This is a genomic window from Pseudomonas sp. BNK-45 (assembly GCF_047456255.1).
Classification (GTDB): domain Bacteria; phylum Pseudomonadota; class Gammaproteobacteria; order Pseudomonadales; family Pseudomonadaceae; genus Aquipseudomonas.
This window is the reverse complement of the sequence record NZ_CP179909.1, coordinates 5,820,159-5,835,228: the sequence shown is the minus strand read 5'-3', so window position 1 is coordinate 5,835,228 and position 15,070 is coordinate 5,820,159. Positions and strand designations below refer to the sequence as shown.

At 59.7% G+C, this 15,070-nt stretch carries 15 protein-coding genes; all 15 read left to right on the top strand.

What is annotated here, in order from left to right; genetic code table 11:
- Position 1: 1 nt before the first annotated feature.
- The 15 genes from pseB (at position 2) to ACMGG8_RS26350 (ending at position 15,068) form a co-directional block, all read left to right on the top strand.
- Positions 2-1,003, top strand: a complete 1,002-nt coding sequence (pseB, locus tag ACMGG8_RS26420; protein ID WP_414158705.1) for a UDP-N-acetylglucosamine 4,6-dehydratase (inverting) — start codon at positions 2-4, stop codon at positions 1,001-1,003.
- Complete coding sequence (pseC, locus tag ACMGG8_RS26415; protein WP_108544769.1) at positions 1,000-2,172, top strand: UDP-4-amino-4,6-dideoxy-N-acetyl-beta-L-altrosamine transaminase; 1,173 nt, start codon at positions 1,000-1,002, stop codon at positions 2,170-2,172. The genes pseB and pseC overlap by 4 nt, the downstream gene beginning before the upstream one ends.
- Positions 2,169-2,876 carry a pseudaminic acid cytidylyltransferase gene (pseF, locus tag ACMGG8_RS26410; RefSeq protein WP_108544770.1) on the top strand — a complete coding sequence of 236 codons (708 nt, stop codon included), beginning with the start codon at positions 2,169-2,171 and terminating at the stop codon, positions 2,874-2,876. The genes pseC and pseF overlap by 4 nt, the downstream gene beginning before the upstream one ends.
- Positions 2,873-4,378: a UDP-2,4-diacetamido-2,4,6-trideoxy-beta-L-altropyranose hydrolase gene (gene pseG / locus ACMGG8_RS26405; protein WP_108544771.1), complete on the top strand. Its 1,506-nt coding sequence runs from the start codon at positions 2,873-2,875 to the stop codon at positions 4,376-4,378. The genes pseF and pseG overlap by 4 nt, the downstream gene beginning before the upstream one ends.
- The gene (pseI, locus tag ACMGG8_RS26400) at positions 4,371-5,423 is read left to right on the top strand and encodes a pseudaminic acid synthase (RefSeq protein ID WP_108544772.1); all 1,053 of its coding nucleotides are present in this window, start codon (positions 4,371-4,373) and stop codon (positions 5,421-5,423) included. The genes pseG and pseI overlap by 8 nt, the downstream gene beginning before the upstream one ends.
- Positions 5,424-5,654: 231 nt before the next feature.
- Positions 5,655-6,581 carry a ketoacyl-ACP synthase III gene (locus ACMGG8_RS26395; protein WP_060838135.1) on the top strand — a complete coding sequence of 309 codons (927 nt, stop codon included), beginning with the start codon at positions 5,655-5,657 and terminating at the stop codon, positions 6,579-6,581.
- An 82-nt stretch (positions 6,582-6,663) separates the two neighbouring features.
- Positions 6,664-7,950, top strand: coding sequence for a motility associated factor glycosyltransferase family protein (locus tag ACMGG8_RS26390; RefSeq protein WP_414158704.1), 1,287 nt, complete (start codon positions 6,664-6,666; stop codon positions 7,948-7,950).
- A complete protein-coding gene (locus ACMGG8_RS26385) occupies positions 7,947-8,216 on the top strand; it encodes a hypothetical protein (RefSeq protein WP_060838137.1) in 270 nt (89 codons plus the stop codon). Before ACMGG8_RS26390 ends, ACMGG8_RS26385 begins: the two co-directional genes overlap by 4 nt.
- A gap of 232 nt (positions 8,217-8,448) precedes the next feature.
- The gene (locus ACMGG8_RS26380) at positions 8,449-9,300 is read left to right on the top strand and encodes a flagellin domain-containing protein (protein ID WP_060838138.1); all 852 of its coding nucleotides are present in this window, start codon (positions 8,449-8,451) and stop codon (positions 9,298-9,300) included.
- Positions 9,301-9,373: 73 nt separating this feature from the next.
- Complete coding sequence (locus ACMGG8_RS26375; protein WP_060841896.1) at positions 9,374-9,745, top strand: flagellar protein FlaG; 372 nt, start codon at positions 9,374-9,376, stop codon at positions 9,743-9,745.
- A gap of 82 nt (positions 9,746-9,827) precedes the next feature.
- A complete protein-coding gene (gene fliD, locus ACMGG8_RS26370) occupies positions 9,828-11,267 on the top strand; it encodes a flagellar filament capping protein FliD (protein WP_414158703.1) in 1,440 nt (479 codons plus the stop codon).
- A 128-nt stretch (positions 11,268-11,395) separates the two neighbouring features.
- Positions 11,396-11,791 (top strand): flagellar export chaperone FliS, encoded by a 396-nt coding sequence (gene fliS / locus ACMGG8_RS26365; RefSeq protein WP_060838140.1) that lies wholly within the window; start codon positions 11,396-11,398, stop codon positions 11,789-11,791.
- 11 nt (positions 11,792-11,802) lie between these two features.
- Complete coding sequence (locus tag ACMGG8_RS26360) at positions 11,803-12,099, top strand: hypothetical protein (protein WP_016963150.1); 297 nt, start codon at positions 11,803-11,805, stop codon at positions 12,097-12,099.
- A gap of 171 nt (positions 12,100-12,270) precedes the next feature.
- Positions 12,271-13,746 (top strand): sigma-54 dependent transcriptional regulator, encoded by a 1,476-nt coding sequence (locus ACMGG8_RS26355; RefSeq protein ID WP_414158702.1) that lies wholly within the window; start codon positions 12,271-12,273, stop codon positions 13,744-13,746.
- Between the two features lie 128 nt (positions 13,747-13,874).
- Positions 13,875-15,068 carry a sensor histidine kinase gene (locus ACMGG8_RS26350; protein WP_414159983.1) on the top strand — a complete coding sequence of 398 codons (1,194 nt, stop codon included), beginning with the start codon at positions 13,875-13,877 and terminating at the stop codon, positions 15,066-15,068.
- The last annotated feature ends 2 nt before the right edge of the window (positions 15,069-15,070 follow it).

Sequence of the window (15,070 nt, the reverse complement as noted above, 5' to 3'; positions counted from 1 at the left end):
CATGTTTAACGGCAAATCGATTTTCATTTCCGGCGGCACCGGTTCGTTCGGGCGCAATTTCATTCGTCGTCTGCTGGAGCAGTATCAGCCCAAGCGGGTGGTGGTGTTTTCCCGTGACGAGCTTAAGCAGTATGAGATGCAGCAGACTTTCAATGCGCCCTGCATGCGTTACTTCCTGGGCGATGTGCGTGATGCCGAGCGTCTGCGCCAGGCGATGCGCGGCATCGACTATGTGGTCCATGCCGCAGCCCTGAAGCAGGTGCCGGCCGCCGAATACAATCCCACCGAGTGCATCCGTACCAACGTCAATGGTGCCGAGAACATCATTGCCGCAGCCATCGACAACGGGGTGAAGAAGGTCGTGGCCTTGTCCACCGACAAGGCGGCCAGTCCGATCAACCTGTACGGCGCCACCAAACTGCTGTCGGACAAGCTGTTTGTGGCGGCGAACAATATTGCCGGTGAGCAGCCAACCCGTTTTGCCGTGGTGCGCTACGGCAACGTCGCCGGCTCCCGTGGTTCGGTCGTGCCATTCTTCAGCAAGCTGATTGCCGAGGGAGCCAGGGAACTGCCGATCACCGATGAGCGCATGACGCGATTCTGGATCACGCTGGATCACGGCGTGCAGTTTGTTCTGGACAGCTTCGCCCGCATGCACGGCGGTGAGATCTTCGTGCCCAAGATTCCCTCGATTCGTATTGTCGATCTGGCGTCGGGCATGGCTGCCCATCTGCCACAGAAACAGGTCGGCATCCGTCCCGGAGAGAAGCTCCATGAGTTGATGGTGCCGCTGGATGATGCGCGCATGACCCTGGAGTTTGCCGATCACTACACGATTCAACCGTCCATTCGGTTTACCAGCGTCAATGTCGACTTTGCCGTTGATGGCGTGGGGGAGCGGGGCGTTTCGGTCGCCGAGGATTTCGAGTACCGCTCCGATACCAATCCGCATTTCCTCTCGGTGGGGCAGATTGCCGAGTTGCATGACGGAATCTCGGCATGATTCCTTACGGTCGCCAGAGTATCGACCAGGCGGATATCGATGCCGTCGTGGCCGTTCTGCAGTCCGACTGGCTGACTCAGGGGCCGGCCATCGAAGCCTTTGAGCAGGCCATCGCCGCGCGCTGCGAGGCGGCCCATGGAGTGGCCGTCTGCAATGCCACGGCGGCGTTGCATATCGCTTGCCTGGCGGCCGGTCTGGGGCCTGGTGATTGGCTGTGGACCAGCCCCAATACCTTTCTGGCTTCGGCCAACTGTGGGCGTTACTGCGGCGCGGATGTGGACTTTGTCGATATCGATCCGCAGACCTGGAATCTTGATGTCGAGGCCCTGGCCGACAAGCTGCAGGCTGCCCAGGCGAGTGGCCGGTTGCCCAAGGTGGTGGTGGCGGTGGCTTTTTCCGGGCAGAGCTGCGACATGCGCCGGTTGGCGGAGTTGGCTGAGCGCTATGCCTTCACAGTGATCGAAGATGCCTCCCACGCGGTGGGCGCCTGCTATGCGGGCCGGCCAGTCGGCTGCGGTGACTTTGCCGCGATGACCGTGTTCAGCTTTCATCCGGTGAAGATCATTACCAGCGCCGAAGGTGGGATGGTTCTGACCAATCGTCCGGAACTGGCGGAACGCCTGCGACGCCTGCGCAGCCATGGCATGACGCGTGATCCGGCACAGATGAGCGAGGCCAGTCATGGTCCCTGGTACTACCAGCAGGTGGAATTGGGCTTCAACTATCGGATGACCGATCTTCAGGCAGCGCTGGGTTTGTCCCAGTTGAACAGGCTGGATGACTTTGTGCGGCGCCGCCAGTACCTGGCTGCTCGCTATCAGCGCCTATTGCAGGGTCTGCCATTGACGCTGCCCCAGGCTCAGGCCGATGCACAGTCGGCCTGGCATCTGTACGTGGTGCGATTGCAGCTCGAAGGACTGAAGTGCTCTCATCGAGAGGTTTTCGAAGGGCTGCGTGAGTCGGGAGTTGGGGTCAATCTGCATTACATTCCGGTGCACCTGCAGCCGTATTACCAGGCGCTGGGCTTTGCTCGGGGGGACTTTCCCGAGGCCGAGCGCTATTACGCAGAAGCCATCAGCCTGCCGATTTATCCCGGGTTGAGTGACAGCGAGCAGGATTTCATTGTCCAGCAGGTACGACGCTGGCTGCAGGAGTCGTCAGGATCGTGAGTGCGGTTGCCATCATTCCTGCCCGAGGCGGCAGCAAGCGTATTGCCCGCAAGAACCTCAAGGCCTTCGATGGCGTGCCGATGCTCGCGCGCTCCATCGACAAGGCGCTGAGCAGCGGGTTGTTCCGGCAGGTGGTGGTCAGTACCGATGACCCCGAGATCGCGGAGCTGGCGCTCGCCTGTGGGGCCGAGGTGCCCTTCATCCGGCCGCCGGCCCTGGCGGATGACTTCACTGGCACTGCGGCGGTGATTGTCCATGCCTTGCAGGCGTTGCGGGAACAGGGGCGGGAATACGAGTACGCCTGTTGCATCTATGCCACGGCGCCCTTGCTGCAGGCACGTTATCTGCGTCAGGGGCTGGAGATGTTGATGCGACGCCCGGACAAGGGATTCGCCTTTTCGGTGTGCGGTTTCGGCTTTCCCGTGCAGCGGGCGTTGATCCTCGATGAGCAAGGGGCGCTCGATGCGCTGTATCCGCAGTTTCGTCAAAGCCGCTCCCAGGATCTGCCCGCGGCCTATCAGGATGCGGCGCAGTTCTATTGGGGCCGGAGCCAGGCCTGGCTGCAGGGCGAGGTGCTGTTCTCGCCTCGCAGCCTGCCGGTGATCCTGCCCCGGCATCTGGTGCAGGACATCGATACCGAAGAGGACTGGCGCCGCGCTGAATACCTGTATGCCGCGCTCAAGGCCGGGGGAGAGTTGGAGTGAGGGTGCTGATCCGCGCCGACGCCTCGCCGGCCATCGGCAGTGGCCATGTGGCTCGCTGCCTGACCCTGGCCCAGGAGCTGCGCCGCCAGGGCGCCAGCGTGGCATTCGCCTGTCGGCGTCTGCCCGGGCATCGCCTGGAGGCGCTGCAGGCCGAGGGGTTCCAGACCTTTGAATTGCCGGATCGCTATGCCGACGAGCATCCCGAACTGGGGATCGAGACGCCCTTGCCCTGGCAGGCGGACATCGCCGCATTGCAGCAGGCGCTGGCCACTCAAGCAGCCTTCGATTGGGTGCTGGTTGACCATTACGGCCTTGATCATCAATGGCAGAGTGCGGCTCGGCAGTGGGCGCCGAGGATCGCCGCCATCGACGATCTGGCCAACCGTAGGCATGCCGTGGACCTGTTGCTGGACCAGAATTTCAGCGGCAGCGCCCAGGCCTATGCCGGGTTGCATGACGAGCGCTGCCGGACCCTGTTCGGCCCGCATTTCGCCTTGCTGCGCGAAGAGTTCCGACGTCCCGCGGTCCCGATTCGTCCCCAGCCGCGGCGGATGCTGGTGAACTTCGGTGGCTTCGATGCCGCCGGTCAGACCCATAAGGCGATGTTGGCGCTGGCGGATTTCCATCAGTTGCAAGTGGATTTCGTCGCCGGCAGCGGCAACCCGGACTGGCAGGCCATGCAGGCCCTGGCCGCCGAGCGGCCGCACTGGCGCCTGCACAGCTATGTGAAGAATTTTGCCGCTCTGCTGGCCGAGGCCGATCTGTGCCTGGGCGCCGGGGGCGGTACCAGTTGGGAGCGCGCGGTGCTGGGTGTGCCCACGATGTGCATCACCGTGGCCGGCAACCAGGAGCTCAATGCGCGCTTGCTGGCCGAAACCGGTGCCCACTTGTATCTGGGGCCTTGTGAGCAGGTCAGTGTGGAGCAGGTGCGTCAGGCGGTGAGCCTGCTGCTGGACAATCCATGGTTGCGTCAGAGCCTGGCCCGGCGCGCTCGCGAACTGGTGGATGGCCTTGGCGTGCAGCGCGTGGCGGCGGCTTTGTTCGCCGCCGCGCTGCGCTTGCGTCCGGCGACCCTGGATGATGCCCGCCTGCTGTTCGACGGGCGCAATGCCGAGCTTGTCCGGTGTTGGTCACAGCAGCCCGGGACGCTTGAGTGGCCGGACCATCTGCGCTGGCTGGAGGCTTGTCTGAAGGATCCGCAGCGTTTGTTGCTGATTGCGCAAGTGCCCGAGGGGCCGGTGGGGGTGCTGCGCTATGACCGCCAAGGCGTGCAGGCCGAGGTGTCGATCTACCTGTTTGCCGAGCGCCTGGGCCTGGGCTGGGGGGCTGCGTTGCTGGAGCAGGGCGAGGCATGCCTGATGCGCCATTGGCCCGATGTGCAACGCCTGGGGGCCCGTGTGTTGGCAGAAAACCAGGTTTCACTGGCGTTGTTTCGCCGCGCCGGCTACCGCCAGGCACCCTGCGAATTCACCCGTGTATTGAAGGAATCTCTGGATGACTAGTTTCAAGATCGGCTCGCGCTCTGTAGGCGCCGGTGCGGCGCCGCTGATCATCGCCGAGATGAGCGGCAACCATAATCAGTCGCTGGAGGTGGCCCTGCAGATCGTCGAGGCCGCGGCCCGGGCCGGTGCCCATGCCCTGAAGTTGCAGACCTACACCGCCGATACCATGACCCTGGATCTGGATCAGGGCGAGTTCTTCATCAAGGACCCGGACAGTCTCTGGGCCGGTTCATCCCTGTATGACCTTTATCAGCGCGCCCATACGCCCTGGGAGTGGCACGCGCCGATCTTCGCCCGGGCGTGGGAGCTGGGCATGCTGGCGTTTTCCACCCCGTTCGACGAGAGCGCGGTGGATTTTCTCGAGAGCCTCGACGTCCCGGCCTATAAGATCGCCAGTTTTGAAAACACCGACCTGCCCTTGATTCGTCGGGTCGCCGCCACCGGTAAGCCGCTGATCATCTCCACCGGCATGGCCAGCATCGCCGAGCTGGACGAAAGTGTCCGGGCCGCGCGCCAGGCCGGTTGCCGGGATCTGGTGCTGCTCAAGTGCACCAGCACCTATCCGGCATCACCGGCCAACAGCAACCTGCTGACCATTCCCCACCTGCGGGAGCTGTTCGGCTGTGAAGTGGGGCTGTCCGACCACAGCATGGGGGTTGGCGTATCGGTGGCGGCGGTGGCCCTGGGAGCGACGGTGATCGAAAAGCACTTCACCCTGGACCGTTCGGCCGGTGGGGTCGACGCCAGTTTTTCCCTGGAGCCGGGAGAGTTGACCAGTCTGGTGGTAGAGACCGAGCGTGCCTGGCAAGCCATGGGGCAGGTGCGCTATGGCGCTACCCAGGCGGAAAAACAGTCGCTGATGTACCGCCGGTCGTTGTATGTCACCCGGGACATGCAGGCCGGAGAGCAGTTCAGCGCCGACAACCTGCGGGCGATCCGTCCCGGGCTGGGGCTGGCTCCCAAGCACTACGACGCGCTGCTCGGCCGCCGCGCGCGGCAGGCACTCAAGCGCGGCACCGCACTGGACTGGGCATTCGTCGAATAGGCCTTTGTGTGGCTGATTCGGCAAAATGGCGTGACCTGTGAGTCATAACGTGCATCTTCACTGTATTGTATTGCCCGGGAAGATGGCGCCAGCCCTGCGTGACAGGACCCGTGATAGCCCTTTGTTCTTCCCGATGCCGTTGTGTTCGGCGCAAGTATCTGTGTTTCTTTCGGCAGCCCCTGCTCAGTGACTGAGCGGGGGTATTGAGCTGTTTATTATTGGGAAGCCGTAATGATTGGCATAAAAAGCATTGCGAGCTACGTGCCTGTAGCCGGCGTGGACAATTACGCACAAGGTGCAAAATTCGCCAAGGATGAAGACTTCATCCTGGGCAAGATCGGTTCTGCTTTTCTGCCGCGCAAAGACGCCGGGCAAGAGACTTCCGATCTGTGTGTCGAAGCGGTCAATGCCCTGTTCGCCAGTAACCCGGAGCTCAAGCGCGAAGCCATCGACGTATTGATCGTGGTCACCCAGAACGGTGACGAGGAAGGGTTGCCCCACACCGCCGCGATCGTGCAGGACAAATTGGGCCTGCCGACTACCGTCGCGGCTTTCGATATCTCCCTGGGCTGTTCCGGGTATGTCTACGGTATCTATGCCATCAAGGGCTTCATGGAAGCTGCGGGCCTGAAAAACGGCCTGTTGGTCACCGCCGATCCCTATTCGAAGATCGTCGATCCCGAAGATCGCAACACCACCATGCTGTTCGGCGATGCCGCCACTGCCACCTGGCTGGGCGAGGGCGCGACCTGGCAGTTGGGCAAGGCCAAGTTCGGCACCGACGGTTCCGGCGCTCCGCACCTGAAGGTCAGCGATGGCGTGTTCTTCATGAACGGTCGTCAGGTGTTCAACTTCGCGTTGCTCAAGGTGCCGGCGCATCTGCATGAGTTGCTGGCCGAGTCGGGCTTGCAGCCGGACGATATCGATGCGTTCTGCATTCACCAGGGCAGTGCGGCCATTGTCGACGCCGTGGCCCGGCGCTTTGAGGGCGATCCGGACAAGTTCATCAAGGACATGGTGGAAACCGGTAATACGGTTTCCTCGAGCATTCCGCTGTTGCTGGAAAAACACATGTTCGATTCCAGCTGGAAGCGCGTGGCCTTGAGTGGCTTTGGCGTTGGCCTGTCCTGGGGCTCGGCGATCATCTATCGCGCCTGAGTTCCCGTTCCCGGCGGTACATGTAGCGCTCAAGGTGTAATCTTGAGCGCTATTTTTTTGCGCGAGTGATAGGCGAGGCAGCATGAGCGATAGCTTGGAACACAATGCCCAGGTACTGAGGGAGCGCTGGCCGGCGCTGCTGGAGCGGCTGTTGACTGAGGACAGTGCCGTATTGCAGGCGGATCTGGTGGAAGGCCTGGGGTCGACCCTGAGCGTCGCCGGTATCCAGCTCACCAGCCGTCATGATCGCACTCGCGAGGCTCGTACTCAGGCGGCCAGTCTGCCCGAGGCGCCTGTCCTGCATCTGTATGGCTGCGGCCTGGGGGATCTGCAACTGGCGTTGCTTGAGCGACCGGGGCTGACGCGACTTTACGTGCATATTCTCAACGGCGCGCTGTTCAAGCTGGTGCTGCAGTTGCTCGATCAGCAGTTCTGGTTGGCCGATCCGCGGGTCGAGCTGCTCTACGCCGGCGACCTGTCGGAGATTCAGCTGCCATTCTTTGCCCTGCCGTCCGAGTTGGTGCTGGCCGATGATTACAGCGCGAAGATTCGCGACCGATTGGTCAGTGAGACTCATGTGACGTTCAACAACCGCCTGTTCACCGAGGAGGCGGGTGTCGCCGAGCGCCTGGCTGCCGTCGAGCCGTGGGTGCGGGCTGATGCCGATGTCGCCGAGTTGTTTGGCCGCGATAGCGGGCGCGAGGTTTTTGTGATCGCGACCGGTCCGAGCCTGGAGCAGCATTTTGCAGCCTTGCGGGCATTGCGCGAACGGCCGCAACGACCGTTGCTGATCTGTGTCGACACCGCGTATCAGCCCCTGCAGCGCCACGGCATTCAGCCGGATGTGGTGGTGAGTATCGATCAGCGTATTTCCAGCCGGCATCTTCCGGCTCAGGACAGTGCCAGCACGACCCTCGTGTACATGCCTCTGGCGGATCCGCGGGTGCTTGAAGGCTGGCAGGGGCCACGTTACGTCGCTTACTCGGCCAGCCCGGTCTTTGCGTCTTTGCGTCAGCGATGGCCTAAGGCGCAGTTGCATGCCGGAGGCAGCGTGATCCATCCCGCGGTGGACCTGGCGGTGAAGATGGGAGGGCGGCGGATCACGTTGTTCGGTGCGGATTTTGCCTTTCCGATGGATCGAACCCATGCCGGCTGGCAGGACGGCGACCTGGGGCCGCAACTCAAGGCCGCCAAGCATTGGGTGCTGGACGGCAACGGGCAGCGAGTCAAGACCCAGCTCAATTTCCGCAGCTACCTGTGCGAGTTGGAGCGCTACATCCAGAGTCAGCCCGAGGTCAGGTTTTTCAATACCAGTCGCAGCGGCGCCATGATCGCGGGCACCACCTTCCATGAGGATTTTGTCCAATGAGCCGGCTTGAGTCTCTGATCGCCCGTGCCCGGGAGGTTGCCGATCTGTTCCGCCTGGGACGGGAGGTCGAAGCGGCGGTGAACATGATCGAGCTGTTCGACCCGGTGCAAGGCCTGGTCGATGTTGCCCCTCTGGCGGTTCAGCAGGAGTGGTCCGGGTTGCTGAGTCTGATGCTCAAGTGTCAGGAGGCGCAGGATTGGCTGGGCCTGGCCGACTACCTGGAGTACGAGTTGGTGGAGTGGCTGTCCATGGCATTTGGAGATTGAGGATTAGGCGCATCAGTCGGGTTTTGGTGGGGTTTTTCTGGCGTCATTTTTTAGTTGGACAAGGGTTTAACCCCTTGTTTTTCAAGGGGTGGCAGGGTGATGGCAAATATTTTTGAAAAAGCCCTAAAGCAACTTGCATTACCGACGATAACTATTACGAAGGTTCTCTAGGCCATTACCCGGCGGTTGCCAGGGCCGGAAGCCGCAGTACCCAACCAACGAGGAATTCGTCATGGCTTTAACAGTAAACACTAACGTCACGTCGTTGAACGTTCAGAAGAACCTGAACCGCGCTTCCGACGCTCTGTCGACTTCGATGACTCGCCTGTCTTCCGGCCTGAAAATCAACAGTGCAAAAGACGACGCCGCCGGCCTGCAGATCGCTACCCGTATGACCTCGCAGATCCGCGGTCAGACCATGGCAATCAAAAACGCCAACGACGGTATCTCCATCGCCCAGACCGCTGAAGGCGCGATGCAAGAGTCCACCAACATCCTGCAGCGTATGCGTGAACTGGCTGTTCAGTCGCGAAACGACTCCAACGGTACTCAAGACCGTGTTGCTCTGAACAAAGAATTTGCTCAGATGTCGGACGAGCTGACTCGTATCGCCAAGTCGACCAACCTGAACGGCAAGAACCTGATCGACGGTACTGCTGGCACCATGACCTTCCAGGTAGGTTCCAACACTGGCGCTACCAACCAGATCACCATCACTCTGGCCAGCGGCTTCGACGCTGCAACCCTGAGCGTGGGTTCGGCGACCATCGCCATCACCGGTACTGACAGCACCACTGCTGAAGCCAGCACCAAAGCTGCCATGGACGCTATCGACAAGGCGCTGCAGACCATCAACTCCAGCCGTGCCGACCTCGGTGCTGCCCAGAACCGTCTGACCAGCACCATCTCCAACCTGCAGAACATCAACGAAAACGCCAGTGCTGCACTGGGTCGCGTACAAGATACCGACTTCGCTGCTGAAACTGCCCAGCTGACCAAGCAGCAGACTCTGCAACAAGCTTCGACCGCAGTTCTGGCCCAGGCCAACCAACTGCCGTCCGCTGTACTGAAACTGCTTCAGTAATAGCTGGCTAAGCTTTGGCGGGGGAGTGCGCTGGTCGTGCTCTCTCGCTTTTTTACTTTAAGAGGTGATGGACATGGATATGAGCGTGAAGCTGAACTTGTCTTATCCAACGGCCAAGCCGGTAACGCCAGTTGCTGACAAGCCCGTGGAGAAGCCTCGAGAGGTGGTGCCTGCTGTGGTTGAAACTGCTAGCCATGACGGCAAGAAAGATGCGCAGGCTGAGCAAGATAAGTTGAAGATGGCCGTTCAGGAAATCGAGAAATTCGTCCAGTCGGTCAAGCGTAACCTGGAGTTCTCGATCGACGAGCCCTCCGGTCAGGTTGTGGTCAAGGTCATTGCCAGTGATTCGGGTGAGGTGGTTCGTCAGATCCCCAACGAGGAAGTGCTGAGATTGGCCAATAGCTTGAATGACGCCAGCAGTCTGCTGTTTAGCGCGAAAGTCTGATAGCTGGCATGAAATTTGTTGCTATGTTCTTTTGGACGTTGTAGTGGTCAAAAGATCGGCGGCACACTGAAGGGAGAAACACATGGCAAGTCCAATTCTACCGGGTACCGGTCTGGGTTCCGGCCTCGATACCGGTGCTATCGTCAAGGCGTTGGTTGCGGCTGACAAAGCGGCCAAGCAGGGTCAGATCGACCGTGCAACTACCAACAACAGCGCGAGTATCTCCGGTATCGGAACCTTGCAATCGCTGTTGTCGACTTTTCAGAGCACCCTGTCGGTCACAGGGCTCGGAAGCTCGGTCAATCCTTCCTTTGCCGGTTTTGCGGCGACCTCCACCGACAGTAAAATCGTGGATGCCACAGCCGACAACTATGCGGTGGCTGGCAAGTACACTGTTGAGGTAACCGATCTTGCAACTTCGTCAAAAGTGGCCAGTAAGGCTTTTGCCGGAGGAAATACCAGTGCCATTCCGAGTGGTACGTTGAACATCACTCAAAATGGCATTAACTATCCGCTGACAATCGGCGCGAATGCGACATTGCAGTCGGTGCGTGACTCGATCAATGCCGACTCCAAGATGGCCATGTCCGGAATCAGTGCCAACATTGTGACTGACTCGTTCGGTTCGCGTCTGGTGATCGGCTCTGACAAGACCGGTGCGGGCTCTGATATTTCTGTCAGTGGTATCGCTGGGTTGGAAGTTGATGGCACCCAGCCTATGGGGACTGGAGCCGCCGCTTCGGGCAACATTGGTGGGGTGGCCAGGGATGCGGTTTTTAGTATCGATGGCATGCAACTGACCAGCAAGACCAACACCGTCACTCAGGCTGTTTCCGGTCTCAAGCTCAACTTGTTGGCCAAGACCGATAAGCCGATCACTATCACCGTTGCGACCAATACTGAAGGTCTGAAGACTTCAATTCAGAAGTTTGTCGATGCCTATAACGCTGTGGCCAATGGTATTTCGACCCTGACTAAGCCCTCTTTGGATGACAATGGCAAGCTGACGGTCCCGGCTCAGTTGACCGGTGACGCTCTGCCTCGTTCGATTCTGGCGGCCATTCGTGAGCCGTTGTCACAGGTTGGGGCGGGCGACAAGCTCACCGTCCTGGCGCAGTTGGGGATTACCACCAACCAGAAGACTGGTGCGCTGGATTTCGACGATAAAAAATTCACTGTCGCCATGACCGATAAGAAGCTTGGTGGCGAAGTGCAGAAGCTGTTTTCGGGCGACGGCACCAATCCGGGGTTGCTCGATCGCATGACTTCCGCTATCAAGCCGTTCACTCAGGGTGTAGGCAGCATGACCGAGGGGATTCTGACCACTCGGACCAAGGCTCTGGATATCACCAAGAAAAAGCTCAGCGATCAACAGGATGCTTTGGATCGTCGAGTGGCAACACTGACGGCAGTACTGACCAAGAAGTACAACGATATGGATACTCTGGTGGGCAAGTTGAAGGCTACCGCCAGTAACATCACGTCGATGTTCGAAGCGTTGAACGCACAAAAGAAAGGTTAATATCTGGCCTGTGCCATAAGCCCGGCAGCGTTTTTCAACGCTCCGGGCTTTTGTATTTGGCCTAAAGTTTTTTGACGTTGCGTCGATACAATGCTTATACGAACCCTTGAGTTTTGAAGAGGTATCACATGAATCCGATGTTAGCCCTTCGGCAGTATCAGAAGGTCGGTGCGCAGGCGCAGACCTCCGAAGCCAGTCCACATCGTCTGGTGCAGATGTTGATGGAAGGCGGCCTGGATCGTATCGCTCAGGCCAAGGGTGCGATGGAGCGCAAGGATATCGCCAACAAGGGCGTGTTCATCAGCAAGGCCATTGGCATCATCGGTGGCTTGCGTGAGGGCCTGGACCTGGAAAACTCCATGGATACACTGGGGGATCTGGACAGTCTTTATACCTACATGATGAAGCGTCTGACTGAAGCCAATATCAAGACTGATCCGAAGATCCTTGATGAGGTTGCTGGTCTGCTGCGTACGGTCAAAGAGGGCTGGGATGCCATCGCTGCGCCGGGTCCGCAGTTCTGAGGAGGAACACCATGAGCGCTGTCCTGCAACGTATCGAAGAAACCCGCGAGGCATTGGTCGACGCCCTTGCTGAGCGCAATTGGCAAGCCATTGGTGAGTTGGATCTGGCTTGTCGTTCGTGCATGGAGGACGTGCTCAGCGAAGCTCAGGTCGATGAGGTCGCCTTGCGTGACAATCTGGAGGAGTTGTTGGGGGTTTACCGACAGCTGCTTGAGGTGGCGACCGGCGAGCGTCAGGCGATAGTCGACGAGATGTCGCAGATCACCCAAGCGCAGAACGCGGCAAAGGTTTACCATTTGTTCGGTTAATGTTGAGTTAATCCGAACGTTGCGCGCCATAAATTTGACTGTGCACGCATTTTTGACTTAACTAGTGGCTGTTTTCAGATTTCAGGCGTCTATAAGGCAGAAAATGCCTACAAGCGCGTCTAGCTTGCCCCTTATTCTGGGCATTGAGTTGACTAGGGAAGTTGCTATTGCATGTGGCGTGAAACCAAAATTCTGCTGATCGATGACGATGGCGTGCGCCGCCGCGACCTGGCGGTGATTTTAAATTTTCTCGGCGAAGAAAATTTACCCTGCGGTAGCCATGACTGGCAGCAGGCTGTCGGCTCTTTGTCGTCAAGTCGTGAAGTAATTTGCGTCCTCATTGGGACCGTAAATGCTCCGGGCGCGCTTCTGGGTCTGCTAAAGACACTCTCAACCTGGGATGAGTTCCTTCCGGTTTTGCTAATGGGCGAAAATTCTTCCATTGATTTGCCGGAAGACCAGCGGCGTCGAGTGCTTTCCACCCTGGAAATGCCACCCAGCTACAGCAAGTTGCTTGATTCCCTGCACCGCGCCCAGGTCTATCGTGAAATGTACGATCAGGCCCGCGAGCGCGGCCGTCATCGCGAGCCCAACCTGTTCCGTAGCCTGGTAGGCACCAGTCGCGCAATCCAGCACGTGCGGCAGATGATGCAGCAGGTCGCGGATACCGACGCCAGTGTGTTGATCCTTGGGGAGTCGGGAACCGGCAAGGAAGTGGTGGCGCGCAATCTGCACTATCACTCCAAGCGCCGTGATGCGCCTTTCGTTCCGGTCAATTGCGGAGCCATCCCTGCCGAGCTGTTGGAAAGCGAATTGTTCGGTCACGAGAAGGGGGCGTTCACCGGGGCCATTACCAGCCGTGCCGGTCGCTTCGAGTTGGCCAATGGCGGCACTCTGTTCCTCGATGAAATTGGCGATATGCCATTGCCGATGCAGGTCAAGCTGCTGCGGGTGCTGCAGGAGCGGACCTTTGAGCGGGTGGGGAGCAACAAGACCCAGGGTGTCGATGTGCGGATCATTGCCGCCACCCACAAAAACCTGGAAAGCATGATCGAGGTCGGGACCTTCCGTGAGGATTTGTACTACCGCCTCAACGTGTTCCCTATCGAGATGGCGCCGCTGCGCGAGCGGGTGGAAGATATTCCGCTGCTGATGAATGAATTGATTTCGCGCATGGAGCACGAGAAGCGCGGTTCGATTCGTTTCAATTCCGCCGCCATCATGTCGCTGTGCAGGCATGGCTGGCCGGGCAACGTCCGAGAGCTGGCCAACCTGGTGGAGCGTATGGCGATCATGCATCCATATGGGGTGATCGGTGTGGTCGAGCTGCCCAAGAAGTTCCGCTACGTCGATGATGAAGACGAGCAACTGGTGGATAGCTTGCGTAGCGATCTGGAAGAGCGGGTAGCGATCAATGGTCATGCCCCGGACTTCGCTGCCACCGCCATGTTGCCGCCGGAAGGCCTGGACCTGAAGGATTACCTCGGTAGCCTGGAGCAGGGGTTGATCCAGCAAGCCCTGGACGACGCCAATGGCATCGTGGCGCGTGCCGCCGAGCGCCTGCGCATCCGTCGCACGACGCTGGTGGAGAAGATGCGCAAGTACGGCATGAGCCGTCGTGAAGGTGATGAACAGGCGGATGATTGACGCCTGTTTTTCAAGTCGTTGAAAACTGGGTAGTTTTTTTTAGGCACGGGTATTGCTAAGTCTCTTGTAACGTTCCGTTTAACTGACGGTCAGCCAAGCGAGAGAGCACGATGCCCCAAGCCGCCCAGATGTCTCCTGTCCCCGATGCGCCGGGGCCATCGTCGTCCGTAGAGCAGGCAAGCCGGCAGGGTCTTGAGCAGGCCTTCGCCTTGTTCAACCAGATGTCGAGCCAACTTACTGACTCCTACAGCATGCTTGAGGCCAGGGTGACCGAGCTCAAGGGCGAGTTGGCCGTGGTCAGCGCCCAGCGCATGCAGGAGCTGGCGGAAAAAGAGCGTCTGGCCAACCGTCTGCAGAACCTTCTCGACCTGTTGCCGGGCGGCGTTATCGTCATCGATGGCCAGGGTATCGTCAGTGAAGCCAACCCGGCGGCCTGTGATCTTTTAGGTTTGCCTCTGGAAGGGGAGTTGTGGCGCAACATCATTGCCCGCAGCTTTGCGCCCCGCGAGGACGACGGTCATGAAATTTCCCTGCGCGACGGTCGGCGCCTGTCGATTGCTACCCGTTCGCTGGATGCCGAGCCCGGGCAACTGGTGTTGCTCAACGATTTGACTGAAACCCGTCATCTGCAGGATCAACTGGCTCGTCACGAGCGCCTGTCCTCCCTGGGCAAGATGGTCGCCTCCCTGGCACACCAGATTCGCACCCCTCTTTCGGCAGCCTTGCTGTATGCCAGCCACCTCACCGAACAGGAGTTGCCACTGGCCACTCATCAGCGTTTCGCTGGGCGGCTCAAAGAGCGCTTGCATGAGCTGGAGCATCAGGTGCGCGACATGCTGGTATTCGCCCGTGGCGAATTGCCCCTGACCGATCGCCTGTCCCCCAAGTCGCTGCTGCAGTCGTTGCAGGCCGCGGCCCAGACCCATGTCCAGGACGTTGCCGTGCGCTGGCAGTGCGACAGTCATCAAGGGGAGTTGCTGTGCAACCGCGACACCCTGGTCGGCGCCTTGCTCAATCTGATCGAAAACGCCGTGCAGGCCAGTGCTGGCGCGGCGCGACTCAAGGTGCATCTGTATACCCGGGGTGACACCCTCAGGTTGTGTGTCAGTGACAGTGGCAGCGGAATTGACGCTGCGGTTCTGGAGCGCTTGGGCGAGCCGTTTTTCACCACCAAGGCCAACGGCACCGGGCTCGGCCTGACGGTGGTCAAGGCGGTGGCCCGGGCTCATCAGGGAGAATTATCCCTGCGTTCGCGTCCTGGGCGCGGTACTTGTGCGCTGGTGACACTGCCTCTGTTCTCCAGTGCTCATGGAGTGGAGTGAAG